Annotated in this window: 18 protein-coding genes; 3 read left to right on the forward strand and 15 right to left on the reverse strand. The window is 67.7% G+C overall.

Going from position 1 to position 20,225, the window contains the following annotated elements; all coding sequences use genetic code 11:
- Positions 1-137: 137 nt before the first annotated feature.
- Complete coding sequence (gltX, locus tag RQG82_RS02060; protein ID WP_311257466.1) at positions 138-1,643, reverse strand: glutamate--tRNA ligase; 1,506 nt, start codon at positions 1,641-1,643, stop codon at positions 138-140.
- Positions 1,644-1,817: 174 nt separating this feature from the next.
- On the opposite strand from gltX, the gene RQG82_RS02065 reads away from it, so the two are divergent.
- A complete protein-coding gene (locus tag RQG82_RS02065) occupies positions 1,818-3,062 on the forward strand; it encodes an acyl-CoA dehydrogenase family protein (protein ID WP_311257467.1) in 1,245 nt (414 codons plus the stop codon).
- A gap of 89 nt (positions 3,063-3,151) precedes the next feature.
- On the opposite strand, the gene RQG82_RS02070 is transcribed toward RQG82_RS02065, so the two are convergent.
- The 6 genes from RQG82_RS02070 to RQG82_RS02095 form a co-directional block, all read right to left on the reverse strand.
- Entirely contained in the window at positions 3,152-3,916 is a 765-nt protein-coding gene (locus tag RQG82_RS02070; RefSeq protein ID WP_311257468.1) for a class I SAM-dependent methyltransferase, read from the reverse strand.
- Positions 3,913-5,172 (reverse strand): MFS transporter, encoded by a 1,260-nt coding sequence (locus tag RQG82_RS02075; RefSeq protein WP_311257470.1) that lies wholly within the window; start codon positions 5,170-5,172, stop codon positions 3,913-3,915. Before RQG82_RS02075 ends, RQG82_RS02070 begins: the two co-directional genes overlap by 4 nt.
- A complete protein-coding gene (locus RQG82_RS02080) occupies positions 5,169-5,945 on the reverse strand; it encodes a fumarylacetoacetate hydrolase family protein (RefSeq protein ID WP_311257471.1) in 777 nt (258 codons plus the stop codon). The genes RQG82_RS02075 and RQG82_RS02080 overlap by 4 nt, the downstream gene beginning before the upstream one ends.
- Positions 5,946-6,028: 83 nt before the next feature.
- Positions 6,029-7,129, reverse strand: coding sequence for a branched-chain amino acid aminotransferase (locus RQG82_RS02085; protein ID WP_311257472.1), 1,101 nt, complete (start codon positions 7,127-7,129; stop codon positions 6,029-6,031).
- A gap of 60 nt (positions 7,130-7,189) precedes the next feature.
- On the reverse strand, positions 7,190-8,233 hold the full coding sequence (locus RQG82_RS02090; protein ID WP_311257473.1) for a 3-isopropylmalate dehydrogenase: 1,044 nt from the start codon (positions 8,231-8,233) through the stop codon (positions 7,190-7,192).
- Between the two features lie 75 nt (positions 8,234-8,308).
- Complete coding sequence (locus RQG82_RS02095; RefSeq protein WP_311257474.1) at positions 8,309-9,844, reverse strand: MFS transporter; 1,536 nt, start codon at positions 9,842-9,844, stop codon at positions 8,309-8,311.
- 112 nt (positions 9,845-9,956) lie between these two features.
- On the opposite strand from RQG82_RS02095, the gene RQG82_RS02100 reads away from it, so the two are divergent.
- The gene (locus RQG82_RS02100; RefSeq protein ID WP_311257475.1) at positions 9,957-10,502 is read left to right on the forward strand and encodes a TetR/AcrR family transcriptional regulator; all 546 of its coding nucleotides are present in this window, start codon (positions 9,957-9,959) and stop codon (positions 10,500-10,502) included.
- A gap of 69 nt (positions 10,503-10,571) precedes the next feature.
- Here RQG82_RS02100 and serA read toward each other — a convergent pair whose 3' ends face one another.
- The 3 genes from serA to RQG82_RS02115 form a co-directional block, all read right to left on the reverse strand.
- Complete coding sequence (gene serA / locus RQG82_RS02105; RefSeq protein ID WP_311257476.1) at positions 10,572-12,176, reverse strand: phosphoglycerate dehydrogenase; 1,605 nt, start codon at positions 12,174-12,176, stop codon at positions 10,572-10,574.
- Between the two features lie 114 nt (positions 12,177-12,290).
- Positions 12,291-12,644, reverse strand: coding sequence for a hypothetical protein (locus RQG82_RS02110; RefSeq protein WP_311257477.1), 354 nt, complete (start codon positions 12,642-12,644; stop codon positions 12,291-12,293).
- Positions 12,641-13,165 (reverse strand): hypothetical protein, encoded by a 525-nt coding sequence (locus RQG82_RS02115; RefSeq protein ID WP_311257478.1) that lies wholly within the window; start codon positions 13,163-13,165, stop codon positions 12,641-12,643. Before RQG82_RS02115 ends, RQG82_RS02110 begins: the two co-directional genes overlap by 4 nt.
- A gap of 76 nt (positions 13,166-13,241) precedes the next feature.
- Here RQG82_RS02115 and RQG82_RS02120 point away from each other — a divergent pair, with 76 nt between their 5' ends.
- Positions 13,242-14,174 (forward strand): hypothetical protein, encoded by a 933-nt coding sequence (locus RQG82_RS02120; protein WP_311257479.1) that lies wholly within the window; start codon positions 13,242-13,244, stop codon positions 14,172-14,174.
- A gap of 64 nt (positions 14,175-14,238) precedes the next feature.
- On the opposite strand, the gene ilvC is transcribed toward RQG82_RS02120, so the two are convergent.
- The 5 genes from ilvC to otsB are packed head-to-tail and all read right to left on the reverse strand — an operon-like array spanning position 14,239 to position 20,214.
- Entirely contained in the window at positions 14,239-15,267 is a 1,029-nt protein-coding gene (ilvC, locus tag RQG82_RS02125; protein WP_042541742.1) for a ketol-acid reductoisomerase, read from the reverse strand.
- 46 nt (positions 15,268-15,313) lie between these two features.
- A complete protein-coding gene (ilvN, locus tag RQG82_RS02130; protein WP_042541743.1) occupies positions 15,314-15,823 on the reverse strand; it encodes an acetolactate synthase small subunit in 510 nt (169 codons plus the stop codon).
- Between the two features lie 2 nt (positions 15,824-15,825).
- Complete coding sequence (locus RQG82_RS02135) at positions 15,826-17,628, reverse strand: acetolactate synthase large subunit (RefSeq protein WP_311257480.1); 1,803 nt, start codon at positions 17,626-17,628, stop codon at positions 15,826-15,828.
- 60 nt (positions 17,629-17,688) lie between these two features.
- Positions 17,689-19,407, reverse strand: a complete 1,719-nt coding sequence (ilvD, locus tag RQG82_RS02140; protein ID WP_311257481.1) for a dihydroxy-acid dehydratase — start codon at positions 19,405-19,407, stop codon at positions 17,689-17,691.
- A gap of 9 nt (positions 19,408-19,416) precedes the next feature.
- Complete coding sequence (otsB, locus tag RQG82_RS02145; RefSeq protein WP_311257482.1) at positions 19,417-20,214, reverse strand: trehalose-phosphatase; 798 nt, start codon at positions 20,212-20,214, stop codon at positions 19,417-19,419.
- Between the last annotated feature and the right edge of the window lie 11 nt (positions 20,215-20,225).

Below are 20,225 nucleotides of genomic sequence, written 5' to 3' on the forward strand. Positions count from 1 at the left end.
AGCTTACCCGAGCCGCGGCCCTAATGCCAAAACGCCACGGTCCGTCCGGGCGAGTCGCCCGCTGACCGCTGCGGGCGCGTGACCACGGCGACGGGCAGGAGAGCACCGAAGCGGTGCTCCCCCGCCCGACTGTCTCGTCAGTTCGCGAGGAAAGCCGACAGCGACCGCAGCCGCCGCAGCGACTCGTCCTTGCCCAGGAGTTCCATGGACTCGAACAGCGGCGGCGAGATCCGACGGCCGGTGATCGCGACGCGCGGAGGGCCGTAGGCGATGCGGGGCTTGAGCTCGAGCTTCTCGACGAGCGCCTCTGCCAGAGCCTCCTGGATCTTCTCGGGCGTGAAGTCGGTCACCGGCTCGAGCGCGACGACGCAGGCGTCGAGGACCTCAGCGGCGTTCGCGGGAAGACCCTTGAGCGCGTCGGCGTCGTACGAGACATCGTCGGTGAAGAGGAACCCGACCATGCCAGGCACGTCACCGAGCAGCTGCACGCGCTCCTGCACGAGAGGCGCGACGCGGAAAGCGAGCACGAGCTGGTCGTGCGTCGGCTCATCGAAGAGCCCGGCAGCAGCGAGGTACGGGATCGTCCTCTCGGCGAAGTCCTTCTCGTCGAGCTTGCGGATGTGGTCGCCGTTGATCGACTCGGCCTTCTTCTGGTCGAAGCGTGCCGGGTTCGGATTCACGTCGACGATGTCGAATGCCTCGGTGAACTCGTCGAGTGTGAACACGTCACGGTCATGGCCGATCGACCAGCCGAGGAGGGCGAGATAGTTCAGCAGCCCCTCGTGGATGAAGCCGCGATCCCGGTGCAGGAACAGATCGGCCTGCGGGTCGCGCTTGGAGAGCTTCTTGTTCCCGGTCTCGCCGAGCACCAGGGGCATGTGGGCGAAGCGGGGCACGAACGTGGTGACCTCCGCCTCGATCAGAGCAGCGTAGAGCGCGAGCTGGCGAGCCGTGGACGGCATCAGGTCTTCGCCGCGCAGGACGTGCGTGATGCCCATCAGTGCGTCGTCGACCGGGTTCACGAAGGTGTACAGCGGGATGCCGTTCGGACGCACCACCACGAAGTCCGGGAAGGACCCTGCGGGGAAGGTCACCTCGCCCCGGATCAGGTCTACATAGGTGAGGTCCTCGTCCGGCACGCGCAGACGGAGTGCGGGCTGACGCCCTTCGGCACGGAAGGCATCCTTCTGCTCCGCCGTGAGGTCGCGGTCATGGTTGTCGTACCCGAGCTGCTTCGCTCGCCCGGCGGCCTCGTTGCGAGCGTCGATCTCCTCCGCCGTGGAGAAGCTCTCGTACAGAGCTCCGGAGGCGAGGAGCTTCTCGATCACGCCGCGATAGATGTCGTGGCGCTCGGACTGACGGTAGGGGGCGTGCGGGCCACCGACCTCGACACCCTCATCCCAGTCGATCTTGAGCCAGGTCAGGGCATCGACGAGCTGGCGGAAGCTCTCCTCGCTGTCTCGGGCAGCGTCGGTGTCCTCGATTCGGAACACCATCTTCCCGCCGTTGTGCCGGGCGTACGCCCAGTTGAAGAGAGCTGTGCGGACCATGCCGACGTGCGGCAGTCCGGTGGGCGAGGGGCAGAAGCGGACGCGGACGTCGGCGCCACTGGCGGTCGTGGTGAGGGGGTGCGGGGTAGCCATATCCCCTCGATTCTAGTTGCCGGGTGGCGTCTCGACCTCCCCGATCCGCCAGCGATCGCGGGCTGGTGAGAAGGGGTCACCGTGGGTAACAGTCCCTCACCCTGGGTAACAACCCGCATACGACGCCGACGCGCTCCTATCGTTGCCGCATCGACCAACCGGAAGGGTGACAACATGACAATCACGGATGCAGTGACGACAGGCCTGAGCGATCGCTGGCGAGGCGCACCAAGACCTCAGACGAGCCACGAATGGATCGACCGCGCCGAGGAGGTGGCCGACATCCTCGCGGCGGATGCCGTCGAGAGGGACCGCGCGAATGCGACCCCTCGGGCCGAGGTGCAGCTGCTCAAGGACTCGGGCCTGGTCACCCTGCTCGGCCCTCGCGCCCACGGCGGCGGCGGTGAGAGCTGGGACACCGCCTACCGGGTGATCAGGGCGGTGGCCCGCGGCGACGGATCGATCGGACAGGTCCTCGGGTATCACTACCTCTGGGCGTGGGCGGCCCGTCTCGTCGGAACCGAGGAGCAGATCGCCGCGGTCGAGGAGCTGTACACCGCGAACGACTTCGTCTTCGGCGGCGCGGTCAACCCCCGCGACTCCGACCTGGTGATCCGCGAGGACGGCGATGATCTCGTGTTCTCCGGGCACAAGTCCTTCTCGACAGGTGGCCGGATCTCGGACCTGACCGTCCTCGAGGGCGTCCTCGAAGGCACCGAGACGCACATCTTCGCGATCGTCCCCACGGCGCAGGAGGGAATCGTCTTCGGAAACGACTGGGACAACCTGGGGCAGCGACTCACCGAATCGGGCTCGGTAGAGATCCGCGATGTACGCGTCCCCTGGGCAGCGGCAGCCGGCTTCGTCGACCGGGTGTTCCGGCCCCTCACGTACAACACCCTGAACGTGCCGACCATCCAGCTCGTGTTCGCGAACTTCTACCTCGGCATCGCACAGGGCGCCCTCGAGACGGCATCCGCTTACACCCGATCTAAGACCCGCCCGTGGCCGTACGGCGGCGACGACAAGCAGCACGCGACAGACGAGTGGTATCTGCTCGAGGGCTATGGCGAACTGGCGTCGAAGCTGTGGGCCGACGAAGCGCTGCTGAATGCCGTGGGATCAGAGATCAGTGCGGTGCTGCATGCCCCACGCGAAGACCTCACGGCACGTCGACGCGGCGAGATCGCCGTGCGGATCGCGGCGGGGAAGCTGCGCATCGTCGACGACGGCCTGGAGGTCGCCACGAAGATCTACGAGCTCACCGGCGCCCGAGCCTCGGCCAACTCGGTCGGTCTCGACATCTTCTGGCGCAACCTGCGCACGCACAGCCTGCACGACCCGATCGCGTACAAGAAGCGGGAGGTCGGCGACTACGTGCTGCGCAACGAGGTGCCTGAGCCGACCTGGTACACCTGATCGACGCGATGCCGATGTTCCTCGGTGCCGCGCCGACGCAGGCGGTCGCGGCACCGAGGAACCACGGAGCGCTCGGGCCCAGGCAGGTATCAGCCGCGCGACGCGACGGCGACCGCGGCAGAATGCACCAGCGGCAGGCGTCCGGCGATCGACCGCTCGGCGCACACGAGTTCGAAAGCCGCGCGGAATGACCGCTGACCGGTGTCGTCGAGCGCACGATAGAACTGACCGGGTCCCCCGACGCCGCCTTCAGCAGACGCCCACAGCGCAGTCGCATCCGCCGGCCACGTCCAGGTGATCTCCGAGATCTGCGGGCGCGTCCAGCCCGCGTCGTCGAGCATCCGCGCAAAGCCGTCGACGGTGCGCTCGAAGTCCTTCTCCGGCGCAAGCCGCTCGCCCTCCGTCGGGGTGAGCGCCGCACGATCGCACACCTCCCGCCAGAGCCAGGTCGGCGAGTTCGTCCAGATCGTCGCCGCCACGAGGTCGGCAGAGACGCGGAGGAGCTCGCCTGCCGACGCAAGGGGATCGGCGACGTGGTTCAGCACGAAGTTCGCCACGACCGAATCGAACTCCGCATCCGCGAACGGCAACGACGGCAGGGCCCCGTCACGCACCCGGATCGCCGGATGCTCCCGCAGGGCGACCTCCCGCATCGTCGGCTCGGGCTCGCACCCTGTCGCACCCCAACCGGCATCGCTGAACGACGCTGTGAGGAGACCTGTTCCGGAACCCACGTCGAGCAGCGAGCGACCCGCCGGGGCTCCGAGCATCCCGAGCAGTGTGCCTGCTGTCCCGACGCACAGCGAGGCATAGGAGTCGGCGTAGGCGCGACCCGTGCCCGCCCAGTCCTTCATCGCCTCGGACGCCCGAGAGGAGAGAGCGCGACGATGGCGACGACGATGACGGACGCGGCCACGCCCAGTCCGGCGTAGTCGAAGTTCGAGAGCACCAGGCCCGCGAGCACCGCGCCCGCGGCCGCAGAGAGACTCATCAGCGAGTCGCTGCGGCCCTGCCTGCGCGTGCGGATCTCGGGGGCGCTCGACTCGGTCAGCAGCGCGGCCCCCGCGACGGTCGCCGCGCTCCATCCGAGCCCCAGCAGGATCAGGGCGACGATCACGCCCCACTCCTGATCGTTCGCGAACACGGCGAACGCGAGCGCCGCCCCGAGGAGCACCTGCCCCAGCAGGACCACACGCAGCCGTCCCCACCGGTCGGCGAGGATGCCAAAGAGCGGCGACAGCGCATACATGCCGCCGACATGCAGGGCGATCGTGATGCCGACGAGGGCCGAGACGTCGGCCGCAGTCGGCTCCATCCCGTGGGCGCCGTGCGCCATGTGCGCGAGATGCACCGGAGTCATCGCCATGACAGACGCCATCACCACGTGCGAACCGGCGACCGCGAACATCGCGTATCGAGCCACGACGGGTCTGTCTGCGAACGCCGCGCCCGTGGCCCCCGCGGCAGCCGCTGAGGCGAGCTTCTGCGCGGCCAGAAGAGGATCGGGTCTCAGCGCCACGAGATAGAGGATGAGAGCGAGGCACTGGGCGACGAACGAGAACGCGTACGAGCCGGTCTGCGGCGGCATGCCGATCGCCGCGCCGACGATCTCGCCCGGCCCCAGCAGCAGGGGGCCCGCGACTCCGCCGATGGTCGTCGCCCAGACGACGATCGAGAGGTCCCGCCCTCGATGCTCGGCGGCGGCGAGGTCGGTCGCAGCGAATCGCGACTGCAGATTGCCGGCGTTGCCGGCGCCGATCATGAGGATCCCCACCAGCAGCAGCGGGAACACCCGCAGCGACGCCGCCAGGATCACGACCGCGATCCCCACGAGCGCGAACAGATTGCCCAATGTCAGAGCACGGCGACGCCCCACCCTGGCGGCGAGGCGAGCGAGAGGGATCGCGCACAGCGCGGCACCCAGCGTGACGGATGCCGTCGCGAGCCCCGACAACGCGTCGCTGCCCGAGATGTCGGCGGCGAGCAGCGCGCCGAGAGACACTGTCGCCCCGAACGCGATGCCGCCGAGCACCTGGCCCGACGAGAGAACCAGCACGGTTCTCCGTTGCACCGCTGCCTGCTGAGCCGCCGTGAGGGCGACGACGGTCATGATGCGCGCACGGCGTCACGCACGGTGTTGCGCAGAATACCCAGACCGGTGATCTCGACCTCGACGGTGTCGCCGGCGACGAACTCCCCCACACCCGCCGGCGTGCCGGTCAGGATGACGTCACCCGGCAGCAGTGTGAAGGCCGCGGATGCGTGCTCGATGATCGCCTCGACGGAGTGGATCATGTCGGTCAGCGGCGCCTTCTGACGGACTTCGCCATTGACGCGGGTCTCGATCGTCGCGACCGACGGATCGAACTCGGTGCTGATGGTCGGGCCGAGAGGGCAGAAGGTGTCGAAGCCCTTCGCGCGAGCCCACTGGCCGTCCTTGCGCTGCAGGTCGCGCGCGGTGACGTCGTTGGCGATCGTGTAGCCGAGCACGTGGTCGAGAGCATCCGCAGCCTTCACGTTCTTCGCGACCCGACCGATCACGACCGCCAGCTCGCCCTCGTATTCGGTCTGCTCAGAGATCGAAGGGCGCACGATCGCGTCACCGGGGCCGATGACGGCGGTGTTGGGCTTGAGGAACAGCAACGGCTCCTCCGGGGCAACTCCCCCCATCTCGGCGGCATGGTCGTGGTAGTTCTTGCCGACGCACACGATCTTGGATCGAGGGATGACCGGCGCGAGGATCACCGCGTCGGCGATCGGGACCCGGTCTCCGGTGGGCTCGTATCCGGCGAAGAGCGGATCGCCCGCGAGGACGACCAGGTCGGTGTCGTCGACGATCCCGAAGAGGATGGCGTCGTCATGGCTGAATCGGGCGATCTTCATGCCACCAGCCTAGCCAGAGTGCCGGACGACGAGACCCCGCTGTGCAGGTCGCGCAGCGGGGTCTCGGGGAGTTCTTGCGACGATCAGGCGTCGAGGCGCAGGAGCCAGCCGTGCTTGTCTTCACGTCGGCCGTACTGGATGTCGGTGAGCTCTTCGCGCAGAGACAGGGCGAGCTCGCCGAGCGGCTGCGGCTCGTCGAAGCCTTCTCCGACGAGAGCGCCGATCGGCGTCACGACCGCCGCCGTACCGCACGCGAAGACCTCGACGATGTCACCGGACGCCACGCCCTCACGCCACTCGTCGATCGAGATCGGTCGCTTCTCGACCGTGTAGCCGCGGTCCTCGGCGAGCTGGAGCAGGGAGTCGCGGGTGATGCCCTCGAGGATGCTGTCGGACTCGGGAGTGACGACGCGGCCGTCCTTGAAGACGAAGACGATGTTCATTCCGCCGAGCTCTTCGACGTTGCGCTGCTCGTTGAGGAACACGACCTGGTCGCAGCCCTTCGACGATGCCTCGCTCTGCGCGAGCAGGCTCGACGCGTAGTTGCCGCCCGTCTTGGCCTTGCCCGTGCCGCCCTTGCCGGCTCGTGCGTAGTCCTCGGAGAGCCAGATGCGCACGGGCTTCACGCCGCCGCTGAAGTAGGCGCCGGCGGGGCTCGCGATCACGTAGTAGGCGACCTTCTGCGCTGCGCGGACACCGAGGAACGCCTCCTTGGCGAACATGAACGGGCGCAGGTAGAGGCTCTGGTCGGCGCCGGACGGCACCCAGCGGCCGTCGACCGCGATGATCTCACGCAGCGACTGGATGAAGTACTCGGTCGGAAGCTCGGGCAGCGCGAGTCGACGCGCGCTGGCCTGCAGACGGGCGGCGTTGCGATCGGGGCGGAAGGTGTGGATCGAGCCGTCGGCGTGACGGTAGGCCTTGATGCCCTCGAAGATCTCCTGCGCGTAGTGCAGCACGGACGCCGCTGGGTCGAGCGGGATCGGTCCGTACGGCTGCACCCGCGGACGGTGCCATCCGCCCTTGACCGACCAGCAGATGTCGACCATGTGGTCGGTGAAGACCACGCCGAAGCCGGGGTTCTCGTGAACCTCGGCGACACGACCGGGCGTCGCAGCGGCCAGGTTCTTGGTCACAGCGAACTCCAGTGGAGCCACGGTGGTCTCGGCATCGATGGTCGTCATCTCGTCATCCATTCCTCGTGCGGCGCGCATCCTCGCGCCGTCTCAGCCTACGCCTGTCGTTCAGAGCAGAGCAGTGATTGCGGAGCCGATCTCCGCCGTGGTGCGCGCACCCGTGCGGGTGGCGATGTCGGACTCGACGGCGGCACTCACGCGAGCGGCCTCCTCGGCGAGCCCGAGGTGGTCGAGCAGCAGCGCCACCGACAGGATCGCCGCGGTCGGGTCGGCCTTCTGCTGGCCCGCGATGTCAGGAGCGGATCCGTGCACCGGCTCGAACATCGACGGAAACACACCATCGGGGTTGATGTTCCCCGAGGCGGCCAGCCCGATGCCTCCGGTGACCGCGCCGGCGAGGTCGGTGAGGATGTCGCCGAACAGGTTGTCGGTGACGATCACGTCGAAGCGCGAGGGGTCGGTCACTAGGAAGATCGTCGCCGCGTCGACGTGCAGGTAGTCGACCGCCACTTCGGGATGCTCGGCGGCGACCTCGTTCACGATGCGCTGCCAGATGGCGCCGGCGTGCACGAGCACGTTGGTCTTGTGAACGAGCGTGACCTTCTTGCTGCGCCTCTCGGCGAGGTCGAAGGCATACCTGACGACGCGCTCCACGCCGAACGCCGTGTTCACCGAGGTCTCGTTGGCGACCTCGTGAGGCGTGCCCTTGCGGATCGCGCCGCCGTTGCCGACGTACGGCCCCTCGGTGCCCTCACGGACGACGACGAAGTCGATCGTGCCCGGGTTCGCGAGCGGACCCGGAGCACCCGCGAACAGCTTCGACGGACGCAGGTTGACGTAGTGGTCGAGCGTGAACCGCAGCTTCAGCAGCAGGCCGCGCTCGATGTTCGCATCCTTGAGCCGGGGGTCGCCCGGCGTGCCGCCGACGGCACCCAGCAGGATCGCGTCGTGACCCGCGATGGCCTGCAGGTCGTCGTCCGTGAGCGTGTCACCGGTCTCGAGGAATCGGGCTGCGCCGAGAGAGAAGCGGGTCTTGTCGAACGTCACATCGCTGGAGGCGGTGACCACATCGAGGACCTTCTCAGCCTCGGCGACGACCTCTGGGCCGATTCCGTCACCGGGGATGACGGCCAGCTTCACGACACGCGACATGACACTCCTTGCATCGGGATGAACCGGCCAGCACTCGCGCGGATGCCGAGCGGGCCGGTTCTCCCAGCGTACTGGTCAGTGCGTGGGGGCCTTGCGCAGTGTGACGGCCGCGATCACTCCGGCCAGGACCACCAACCCTGCTCCGATCAGCGAGGTCACCATGACGCCAGAGCCGAACGCCGCGGATGCTGCGTCCCACAGCGCATCTCCGAGCTGTGCCGGAAGTTCCTGCGCGGCTGTGTAGGCACCGGCAAGCGTCTCCGTCGCCGCATGTGCGGCCTCGGCGGGAATGCCCTCCGGGACCACGAGCGCTCCGCGGTAGAACGCGGTGATGAGGCCACCGAGCACTGCCGTGCCGAGAACCGCACCGAGTTCGTAAGCCGTCTCGGACACGGCGCTCGCGGCACCGGCCTTCTCGGCAGGCGCGCTCGAGAGGATGAGCTCGTTGGAGATCGTCTCGGCACCGCCGATACCGATCCCGAGCACCACGAAAGCGACGACGAGGGGGGCGACGCCATGGCCGGCCGTCGTGAACGCCACGAGCAGATACCCGGCGACCGAGAAGACGAGTCCCGCCGGCACCAGGATGTGGGGCGGCACGCGCCGAGAGATCGGCACCACCGAGAGTCCGGCCACAATCATCGCGAGCATGCCAGGCACGAGCGCCGCACCCGCTGCCATCGGGGATAGACCGAGGACGAGCTGCAGGTGCTGCGACACGAAGTAGAGGAAGCCCACGAGCGCGACGACGCTGAGGAGATTGACCAGGATCGCCCCCGAGAAGGAGCCCCGGCGGAAGAGCGCCATGTCGAGCATCGGCACATCGGCGGAGAGCTGGCGACGAACGAAGAGGTAGCCCATGGCGACGCCGAGCAGTGCCCAGGCTCCGGCGGTGAGACTCGGGCCGTCGACGGCGAGCGACTTGATCGCGTAGACGACGGGGATCATCGCGGCCATCGAGAGCGCGATGCTGACCAGGTCGATGCGCCCTGGATTCGGGTCGCGGCTCTCGGGCACCAGCATCGGCGCGGCGATGAGCAGCGGGATGAGCACCGGCACGGCGATCAGGAAGACAGAGCCCCAGTCGAAATGCTCGAGCAGGAATCCACCCACGATCGGACCGAGCGCTGAACCGGCGGAGAACGCCGACGCCCACACCGCGATGGCGAGGCGACGTTGGTCGCGGTTCTGGAAGATCGACCGCAGGAGCGACAGCGTCGACGGCATCAGCATGGCTCCGAAGAAGCCGAGCAGCGCTCGTGCGGCGATGAGAAGGCCCGCCGTCGGCGCGAAGGCTGCGAGCACCGACACTGCGGCGAAGCCGGTCGCACCGATCAGCAGCATCCGGCGGCGTCCGAAGCGGTCGCCGAGGGTTCCCATGGTCACCAGGAGTCCGGCGAGCACGAGCGGATACACGTCGATGATCCACAGCTGCTCGGCCCCCGTGGGTGCGAGCGCGATGGAGATCTCGGGGAGCGCGAAGCTCAGCACCGTGTTGTCCACCGACACCAGGAGCACCGGCAGCATGAGGACGACGAGTGCCGCCCAGCCACGGGCTCCGACGCGGGGAGCATCCGTCTCTGTCGTCGGGATCGACGCAGTACGGGTCATGGAACACCTCTCAGGATCACGACGGAATCGTAACTAAACCGTCCAGCTGGTATAGTAACAGAATCGTCATCTATCAGCGTTACGGTGATGAGAGACGAACAGAGGAATCCCGATGCCCCGACCTCCCCTGGCCCGCGAACGAGTGCTCGACGCGTTCGAGTCGATCGTCATCAACGACGGCGAGCGGGCGGCGACGCTCGACGCGACGGCGAAGGCCGCCGGCGTCTCGAAGGGCGGACTGCTCTACCACTTCGGCTCGAAGGAAGATCTCGCGACAGGACTCCTCGATCGTCTCGACGCACTCACCACGGCAGACCTCGAGCGCATGGCCGCGGCAGACGAGGGTCCGGTGGCGTACTACGTGCGCACGTCCGTCATGGAGGACGATGCGCTGGACCGCGCGCTCATCGCCGCGTCACGTCTGGCACAGGGTGGCTCTCTGCCCGCCGGCGAGGCGCTGCGCACCGTGCGGCGCCGTTGGGAGGACATGATCCGTCCGCACGTGCGCGATCGGGCGAGCCTCAACCTCGTGATGCTGCTCAGCGACGGGCTCTATTTCAACAATTCCCTCGATGTGAACGGCGAAGAGCATCTCGTCCCCCACCGCGCCGAGCTCGACGACCTGATCGCCCTCGTGCTCCGGACCACGGCACCCTGAGACCGAGGAAAGACAGAGCGGGAGGGGCGACCGCTCGGCCGCCCCTCCCGCTCTCTTCGTGCGTCTGGATCAGATGTCGGTGATCTCGATCTGACGGAACAGGTCGGCATCGATCTCGGTGCGCAGGGCGTCGAGCAGGTCGTCCGACACCGGCGAGTCCAGCGTGAGCACGCTGAGCGCCTGGTCCCCCGCGCCGAGACGCGAGATCTGCATGCCGGCGATGTTGATGCCTGCCTCGCCGAACTTCTGACCGTAGACCGCGACGATGCCGGGGCGGTCGGTGTAGAGCATCACGACGTGGTGCTTCTCGATCGGCAGCTCGAGCGCGTGGTCGTTGATGGCGACCAGCTTCTCGGACTGCTTCGGACCGGTGAGGGTGCCAGACACCGAGAGCTGCGAGCCGTCGGAGAGTGCGCCGCTCAGGGTGATCACGTTGCGGTATTCGTCGCTCACGTCATCCTTGAGCAGGCGGACCGCGATGCCGCGCTGATCGGCCAGCAGCGGTGCGTTGACGTAAGAGACCGTCTCGCTGACGATGTTCGTGAAGACGCCCTTGAGCGCCGCGAGCTTCAGCACGCTGACGTCGTAATCGTTCAGCTCGCCGTGCACCTCGACGTCGAGGCTCGTGAGCGGCGACGTGGCGAGGGCAGCGAAGATCTGACCGAGCTTCTCGACGAGCGAGATGCCTGGGCGCACATACGGGTCGATGACTCCCCCGGCGACGTTGACCGCGTCTGGAACGAGGTCGCCGCCGAGCGCGAGGCGCACGGAACGCGCGACCGACACGCCAGCCTTCTCCTGCGCCTCCTCGGTGCTGGCACCGAGGTGCGGCGTCACGACGACGTTGGGGAGGTCGAGCAGCGGACGAGCGGTTCCGCCCTCGGCGGGCGGCTCGGAGGTGAAGACATCGAGACCCGCACCGGCGATCTCGCCCGCGACGAGGGCCGTGTGAAGTGCCTCCTCGTCGATGAGGCCACCGCGAGCGACGTTCACGACGAACGCGGTCGGCTTCATGGCCTTGAACTGCTCGGCGCCGATCATGCCGGTCGTCTCGGGAGTCTTGGGCATGTGGATCGTGAGGAAGTCGGCTTCGGCGACGAGATCGTCGAGCGAGAGGAGCTGCACGCCGAGCTGCTGCGCGCGTGCCGAGGTGACGTAGGGGTCGTACGCGACCACGCGCATGTCGAACGCCGCGAGGCGGGCAGCGACGAGAGCGCCGATGCGGCCGAGGCCGACGATGCCCACGGTCTTCTCGAAGAGCTCCGCACCCGTGAACGAGCTGCGCTTCCACTGGCCGGCAGCGAGTGAGGCGTGTGCCGCGGGGATGCGACGGGCGAGGCTGAGGATGTGTCCGACCGTGAGTTCGGCGGCCGAGACGATGTTCGACGTCGGTGCGTTGACGACCATGACGCCGGCCGCGGTGGCCGCCTTGATGTCGACGTTGTCGAGTCCGACGCCGGCGCGGGCGACGACCTTCAGCTTCGGCGCGTGCGTCAGCGCCTCTTCGTCGATGTGCGTCGCCGAGCGGATCAGCACCGCGTCGGCATCCGCCAGCGAGGCGAAGAGCGCCTCGCGATCGGTGCCGTCGACGTTGCGGACGTCGAAGTCGGGGCCGAGGGCCTCGATCGTGGCGGGAGAGAGAACTTCGGCGATGAGCACGACGGGCTTCGGCACAGGGATCCTTCGGGGCAGCGCGACAGGGGGCCGATGCGCCGCACACCATGGGGGCGCGATCACCTCAACTGTACCCGAGCGCTCCTGCTGCTCCGTGCCGTATGACGCCGTGGATCAGACCACGGCCGTCACGAGATCCGACATGTTGAGGATGCTGTAGCCGATCAAGCTCAGCCAGAAGACCGCCACGACACCGAGACCTGCCAGCAGCACCAGCGCGAGTTCTCCGGCACGACGCCGTCGACCGATCGCATACGCGAAGACGAACACGATCGCAGGGAAGACCACTCCGAAGAGGAGGGTCACCCAGCCGATGCCGGTGAGGCCGTCCTGCGCCATCGCGATCAGGTGGGCGACGGCGTTCCAGATGGCGTACGCGTAGAAGAGCCCTGCGAGGCCGAGCACGACCGCGCTGAGCCACCGCGGAGATGCAGTGGTCGCGGACTGCGCTGACTGCTGCTCGGTCATGATCCGATCACCCCCACCGTCACGAAGGGCCACGGCACGAGCAGCACCACTCCGAGCAGGAGCAGCCCGATGCGGATCCAGGCCGCCTTGGCTCGGGTGAGGACCCACACCGCGAGGAACCACAGCGCGGGCGCCACCACCGCGAGCACGAACCACGGCACGTACATGGCATCCGCGACGATCAGATTGGCGAGAGGCTTGAGCCGCAGGCCCCCGACGACCCAGCCGATGCTGTACAGAAGGTAGATGCCCCCGACGATCCCGAGGGTCAGCAGCATCGCCGTGCTCAGATGGGGCGCTTCGTGCTCATCGGGCATCGTGACCGTGCCGTCGCTGTCGACGTGCCCGACGGCATCGCTCCCCCGGCCGACGGCGTTCCATCCGTCCGGCAGGGCTGCATCATCCGAGGCGCCGCCGCGGGGCACGGACGCCCCTCTGGCAGAGCCCTTCGGTGCGGGTGCCTTCGGCGCCGCGCCGTCGTCACCGTCCCAGCTCAGGGCGTCGTCGGAGTCGGAAGTCATGTCCCCAGCGTAGGACACGGCGTCCACTATGCTCGGGGCATTCGGGCCGCAGGGGCCCGCGCCGGGAAGGATCACCGTGGCAGAGCAGAACAAGAAGGTCGAGCCGAGCGCGACCAACGGCACCATCGGCGAGCCGCCGGCAGGATGGAAGCCGACGGCCGCCGCGAAGTCGAAGGCGACCACCTTCCGCTGGATCGCCGCCGTGCTCTGGGCCATCGCGATCGCTGCGGAGGCCGTGGGCATCTTCTGGCTGCTCCGCCAGCGCGAGTACGTGGGTGAGGACGGCACCCTGGTGCGCGATCCGGATACGGGCCTCCTCGAAGAACAAGGCGTCACCGCCCAGTTCCCGCAGTGGGCCTTCATTACGCTCCTCGTGCTGCTCGTCGTCATCGCCGCACTCGCGATCACCGGCTCCATCCTCTGGAAGAAGGCCAATCGGCTGGATCCAGCACGCAAGTCGGAGACGCTGCGGTTCTTCGTGCAGAACCAGCTCGGAGCGATCATCGCGATCGTGGCCTTCCTGCCGCTGATCATCCTCATCTTCCTGAACAAGGACATGGACAAGGGGCAGAAGGCGACGGCAGGCATCGTCGGGATCGTGCTCGCCGTGATCGCGACGGTGGTCGGCGTCGACTTCAACCCGCCGTCCGTGGAGCAGTACACAGCCGATCAGTCGGCAGTGATCCAGCTGCTGGGCAAAGATGAGGTCGTGTGGGTCGACGGCGGCGCGGTCTATCACGTGTGCGATGAGGTCTCGGACATCCAGACCGGCAGCGAGAAGCGCACCGGGACCACCGCGGAGGCCGTCGAAGCCGGCAAGTCGCGTCTGACGCTCAAGTTCGCATCCGAGCTGAACACCTGCGGTCTGGCGGTTCCCGAGAACGCCGACGAGATCGAGGCCGCGCTGCGTGAGATCCAGGGCGGAGCAGTCGACACGCTCCTGCCCGCTCCGGTGTGGGCCGACCCCGCGGACGCGCCGATCGAGGTCGAGGACGCGCCGACTGAGTGATCGGCAAGTGAACGAGAAGGGGCCCGGTGCTGTTCGCACCGGGCCCCTTCTCGTCTGCTGGATGTCAGCGAGCAGCGCTGCCGTCGACGTAGTCCTCGTCCTGCTGCTTCCACGCGAAGAGCGAGCGCAGCTCCTTGCCGGTGGCCTCGATGGGGTGCGTCTCCTCCTTGGCCCGCAGCGCGAGGAACTCCTCGCCGCCGTTGTCCTGGTCGTCGATGAAGCGCTTCGCGAACGCGCCGCTCTGGATGTCGGCGAGGATCGCCTTCATCGACTCCTTGACCTCGGGGGTCACGACGCGGGGGCCCGAGACGTAGTCGCCGTACTCTGCAGTGTCGGAGACCGACCAGCGCTGCTTGGCGATGCCACCCTCCCACATGAGGTCGACGATGAGCTTCAGCTCGTGAAGCACCTCGAAGTACGCGATCTGCGGCTGGTAGCCCGCCTCGGTGAGCGTCTCGAAGCCGGCCTGCACGAGGTGGCTGACGCCACCGCAGAGCACGGCCTGCTCACCGAACAGGTCGGTCTCGGTCTCTTCGGTGAAGGTCGTCTTGATGACGCCGGCACGGGTGCCGCCGATGGCCTTCGCGTAAGACAGCGCGGTCGCCCAGGCGTTGCCCGATGCGTCGCGCTCGACGGCGATGATGTCGGGGATGCCCCGACCGGCGACGAACTCGCGACGGACGGTGTGACCCGGCGCCTTCGGGGCGACGAGGATCACGTCGACGCCCTCAGGAGCGTCGATGTAGCCGAAGCGGATGTTGAAGCCGTGCGCGAAGGCGAGCGTCTTGCCCTCGGTGAGGTTCGGGGCGATCGACTCGCTGTAGATCGTGCGCTGGTGCTGGTCCGGAGCCAGGATCATGATGAGGTCGGCCCACTGAGTGGCTTCGGCGACGGTCTTGACCGCGAATCCGGCCTCCTCCGCCTTCGGCGCCGACTTCGAGCCCTCCTTGAGAGCGATCGCGACCTCGACACCCGAGTCGCGAAGGTTCTGCGCGTGCGCGTGACCCTGCGAGCCGTAGCCGACGATGGCGACCTTCTTGCCCTGGATGATCGACAGATCGGCGTCTGCGTCGTAGAAGATCTCGGTGCTCACTGGTTTTCTCCTTGATTGGTGTTCGTGTACGTGTGTGGAAGTCTGGTCAGCCGCGCAGGACGCGCTCGGTGATGCTCTTGCCGCCGCGGCCGATGGCGAGGAGACCCGACTGCGCGATCTCCTTGATGCCGAACGGCTCGAGGGCGCGGAGCATGGCGTCGACCTTGCCCCTATCGCCGGTGACCTCGATCACCAGCGCGTCTGACGCGTAGTCCACGACCGAGGCGCGGAACAGGTTGGCGACCTCGATGACGTTCGACCTGTTCGCATTGTCGGTGCGCACCTTGACGAGCATGTGCTCGCGCTGCACCGAGGTCGGGAAGTCGAGCTCCACGATCTTGATGACGTTGATCAGCTTGTTGAGCTGCTTGGTCACCTGTTCGAGAGGCAGGTCCTCGAGGTCGACGACCACGGTGATGCGCGAGATGCCAGGCACCTCGGTCACGCCCACCGCGAGCGAGTCGATGTTGAAGCCACGGCGTGCGAACAGACCTGCGACACGGGTCAGCAGACCGGGGGTGTTCTCCACGAGGAGGCTCAGCACGTGAGTCGACATGGTCAGTCCTCCTCGTCGAATGCGGGCGCGTGCTCGCGGGCGTACTGGACGTAGCTGTTGCTCACGCCCTGGGGAACCATCGGCCACACCATCGAGTCGGCGCTGACGACGAAGTCGATGACGACGGGGCGGTCGTTCGTCTCGAGAGCGAGCTTGATCGCCGCATCCACCTCCTCCTCCTTCTCGACGCGGATCGCGAGGCAGCCGTAGGCCTCGGCGAGCTTCACGAAGTCAGGGATGCGCACCGTGCCGTGGCCGGTGTTCAGGTCGGTGTTCGAGTGGCGGCCGTCGTAGAACAGCGTCTGCCACTGGCGCACCATGCCCAGTGAGGAGTTGTTGATGATCGCGACCTTGATCGGGATGTTGTTGATGGTGCAGGTCGCGAGCTCCTGATTGGTCATCTGGAAGCAGCCGTCACCGTCGATCGCCCACACCACGCGGTCGGGCTCGGCGACCTTGGCGCCCATGGCGGCGGGGACGGAGTAGCCCATCGTTCCCGCTCCCCCGGAGTTCAGCCAGGCGTTGGGCCGCTCGTACTTGATGAACTGCGCAGCCCACATCTGGTGCTGTCCCACGCCTGCGGCATAGATGCCCTCGGGGCCGGTCAGCTCACCGATCCGCTGGATCACATACTGCGGCGCGAGCAGCCCGTCGGTCGTCGGCGCGTATCCGAGGGGGAACTCGGTACGCAGCCCGTCGAGGTACGACCACCACTCCTCGATGTCGGGAGTCGTCGTGCTGATGGCCGTGCGGAACGCGGACTCGAGATCGACCAGCACGTCGCGGACGTCACCGACGATCGGCACATCGGCGATGCGGATCTTCGAGATCTCGGCTGGATCGATGTCGACGTGCACGACCTTGGCGTTCGGTGCGAAGAGTGCGGCCTTGCCGGTCACACGGTCGTCGAACCTCGCGCCGAGCGACACGATCAGGTCGGCCTCCTGCAGCGCCAGCACCGCCGGGACGGTGCCGTGCATGCCCGGCATGCCCAGGTGCTGCTGGTGCGAGTCGGGGAACGCGCCGCGAGCCATGAGCGTCGTCACGACCGGTGTGTTCGTCGTCTCGGCCAGAGCGAGCAGCTCTGCCGACGCACGACCGCGGATCACACCGCCGCCGACGTAGAGCACGGGCTTCTTGGCCTCGGCCAGGAGCGCAGCGGCCGCCTGGATCTGCTTGCCGTGGGCCTTCGTCACGGGGCGGTACCCCGGCAGGTCGTACTTGGGCGGCCAGACGAACGGCGCCATCGCCTGCTGGGCGTCCTTGGTGATGTCGACGAGCACCGGGCCAGGTCGGCCGGTGGAAGCGATCTCGTACGCCGCCGCGAGGGCACCGGGGATCTCGGATGCGTCCTTCACGAGGAACGAGTGCTTCGTCACCGGCATCGTGATGCCGACGATGTCGGCCTCCTGGAACGCGTCAGTGCCCATCAGCGTCGAGAACACCTGCCCGGTGATCGCGAGCAGCGGCACGGAGTCCATGTAGGCGTCAGCGATGGCGGTCACGAGGTTGGTCGCACCGGGGCCGGAGGTCGCGATGCAGACGCCGACCTTTCCCGACGACGACGCATACCCCTCGGCGGCGTGGCCTGCTCCCTGCTCGTGACGCACCAGGATGTGCCGAAGGTCGGCCGCATCCATGAGCGGGTCGTAGACGGGCAGAATGGCGCCACCGGGGAGACCGAAGACGTCCCTGACGCCGAGAAGCTCGAGCGTGCGGACGACGGCCTCTGCTCCGGAGATCTCCGGTGCGGCGGATTTGGGTGCGGGCGGCCTCGGCACAGCCGAGACGGTGTCAGCAGTCATGACACTCCTTCTGATGGTCTGTAGGCGACGTCGGAGGCTGGATGCCGGATTCGACGCGGATCAGCCGGTCGTCGCGCCCTCGGCGGCGGACCGCACGAGACGCGAGTACTTGGCCAGAACGCCACGGGTATAGCGCGGGGGTAGCGGCTCCCAGCCAGAACGGCGGGAGGCGAGCTCCGCCTCGTCGACGAGTAGGTCGAGAGAGCGAGCTGCGATATCGACCCGTATCAGATCACCATCGCGCACGAAGGCGATAGGACCTGCGTCCACCGCTTCGGGTGCTATGTGGCCGATGCACAGGCCGGTTGTGCCGCCTGAGAATCGTCCGTCAGTCAAGAGTAGTACATCTTTTCCGAGCCCAGCGCCCTTGATGGCCGCGGTGATCGCGAGCATCTCGCGCATGCCCGGTCCACCCTTGGGGCCCTCGTAACGGATCACGATGACGGTGCCCGCCTCGATCTCGCCGTTCGCCACGGCATCCATCGCCGCACGCTCACGCTCGAACACGCGGGCAGAGCCCTCGAACACCGCGGCGTCGAAGCCGGCCGTCTTCACGACAGCACCCTCGGGAGCCAGCGACCCGTGCAGGATCGTCAGGCCGCCGGTCGCGTGGATCGGGTTGTCGAACGTGTGGATGACCTCGCCGTCGATCGGCTGCGGGTCGAGATCCGCGAGGTTCTCGGCGAGCGTCTTGCCCGTCACGGTGAGTGCGTCTCCGTGCAGCAGCCCCTCGTCGAGCATCGCCTTCATGATCACCGGGATGCCGCCGTGGCGGTCGACGTCGTTCATGACGTACTTGCCGAACGGCTTCATGTCTGCGACGTGCGGGACCTTGTCGCCGATGCGGTTGAAGTCGTGCAGGCTCAGTTCGACCTCGGCCTCTCGCGCGATGGCGAGCAGGTGCAGCACGACGTTCGTCGAGCCGCCGAGAGCCATCGCGAGCGCGATCGCGTTCTCGAACGCCTCCTTGGTGAGGATGTCACGGGTGGTGATGCCCTGACGGAGCAGGTTCACGACGGCCTCGCCCGAGCGGTGCGCGAAGTAGTCGCGGCGGCGATCCGCGGCGGGCGGGGCGGCCGAGCCGGGAAGGCTCAGGCCGAGGGCCTCGGCCACCGACGCCATGGTGTTCGCCGTGTACATGCCGCCGCAGGCGCCTTCACCGGGGGCGATCGCGCATTCGATGCGCTTGAGGTCCTCTTCGCTCATGAGACCCGCACGGCATGCGCCGACGGCCTCGAAGGAGTCGATGATCGTGACGTCCTTCTCGGTGCCGTCGGAGAGCTTGACCCACCCGGGTGCGATCGAGCCGGCGTAGAGGAAGACGCTGGAGAGGTCGAGACGAGCGCTGGCCATGAGCATGCCGGGGATCGACTTGTCGCAGCCGGCGAGCAGCACCGATCCGTCGAGTCGCTCGGCCATCATCACGGTCTCGACCGAGTCGGCGATGACCTCGCGTGACACGAGAGAGAAGTGCATGCCCTCGTGGCCCATCGAGATTCCGTCGGACACCGAGATCGTGCCGAACTGCAGCGGGTAGCCGCCGCCCGAGTGCACGCCCTCTTTCGCGCCCTGCGCGAGACGGTCGAGGCTCAGGTTGCAGGGCGTGATCTCGTTCCAGCTGGACGCGATGCCGATCTGGGGTTTGTCCCAGTCGGCGTCGCCCATTCCGACGGCACGGAGCATGCCGCGGGAGGTCGTCGCCTCGATGCCGTCGGTGACGACGCGGCTGCGGGGCTTGATGTCGATGGGCGCGCTGCTGGAAGGATCATGCGAGGACATGACGGAAGTCTATTCCCGCCGAGAGGTTCGCTCGTCCGCGAGCGTCTTCAGAAGCAGAGCGATCTCTTGTGGGTTCTCCACACGAAGCTCTGCGGCGCTCTCCCCCGGGCCCACGCGCACGCCCAGATCGTCGCCGGTGAGCACGCGCATCGCGTCCTCGTCCGTGACGTCGTCGCCGGCGAAGAGGATCGCGGTCGCATCGAAATGCTGGCGGAGCGCGCCCATCGCGGCGTCCTTCCCCTCGTTCCGAGACGAGAACTCCAGGACTCGATGACCTGCTCGCCGACGCCAATGCGGGAACCGCTCGGCGACGAGGCCATCGATCTCGGCGAACACCGCCTTCTCGACCTCGGGCGTGGCGGTGCGCGTGTGCACGCCCATCCCGAAGGTCTTCGGTTCGAGCTCGGCGCCCTCGTAGCGAGCGATGATCGGTCGCGCAGCCTCCCACAGCTCCTCACGGGAGCCCTCAGCGGTCTCGGCGCCGTCGGTTGCGGCCTCGCCGACACCCGGGTACCAGTACTGGGCTCCGTGCGAACCGGCCAGAGCGATCAGCGAATCATCCGTGTGCTCGGTGATGACCCTCAGGTCGTGCATGCTGCGCCCCGATACGTAGGCGACCACCGTGTCGGGAAGCGCAGCGAGTCGAGCGACCTGCGTAGCGACCTCGGGCAGCGCCCGGGCGGCCATCGGGTCGGGCACGAGCGGAGACGCCGTGCCGTCGAAGTCCAGGGCCACGACCAGCCGGGGCGTGGCGGCGATGGCGCTCAGCGCCGGGTCTGCGTCTCCGGGGGTCCAGCTACGGGTCACAGGGTCTCCAA

This window comes from Microbacterium sp. WCS2018Hpa-9 (assembly GCF_031843745.1).
GTDB lineage: Bacteria > Actinomycetota > Actinomycetes > Actinomycetales > Microbacteriaceae > Microbacterium.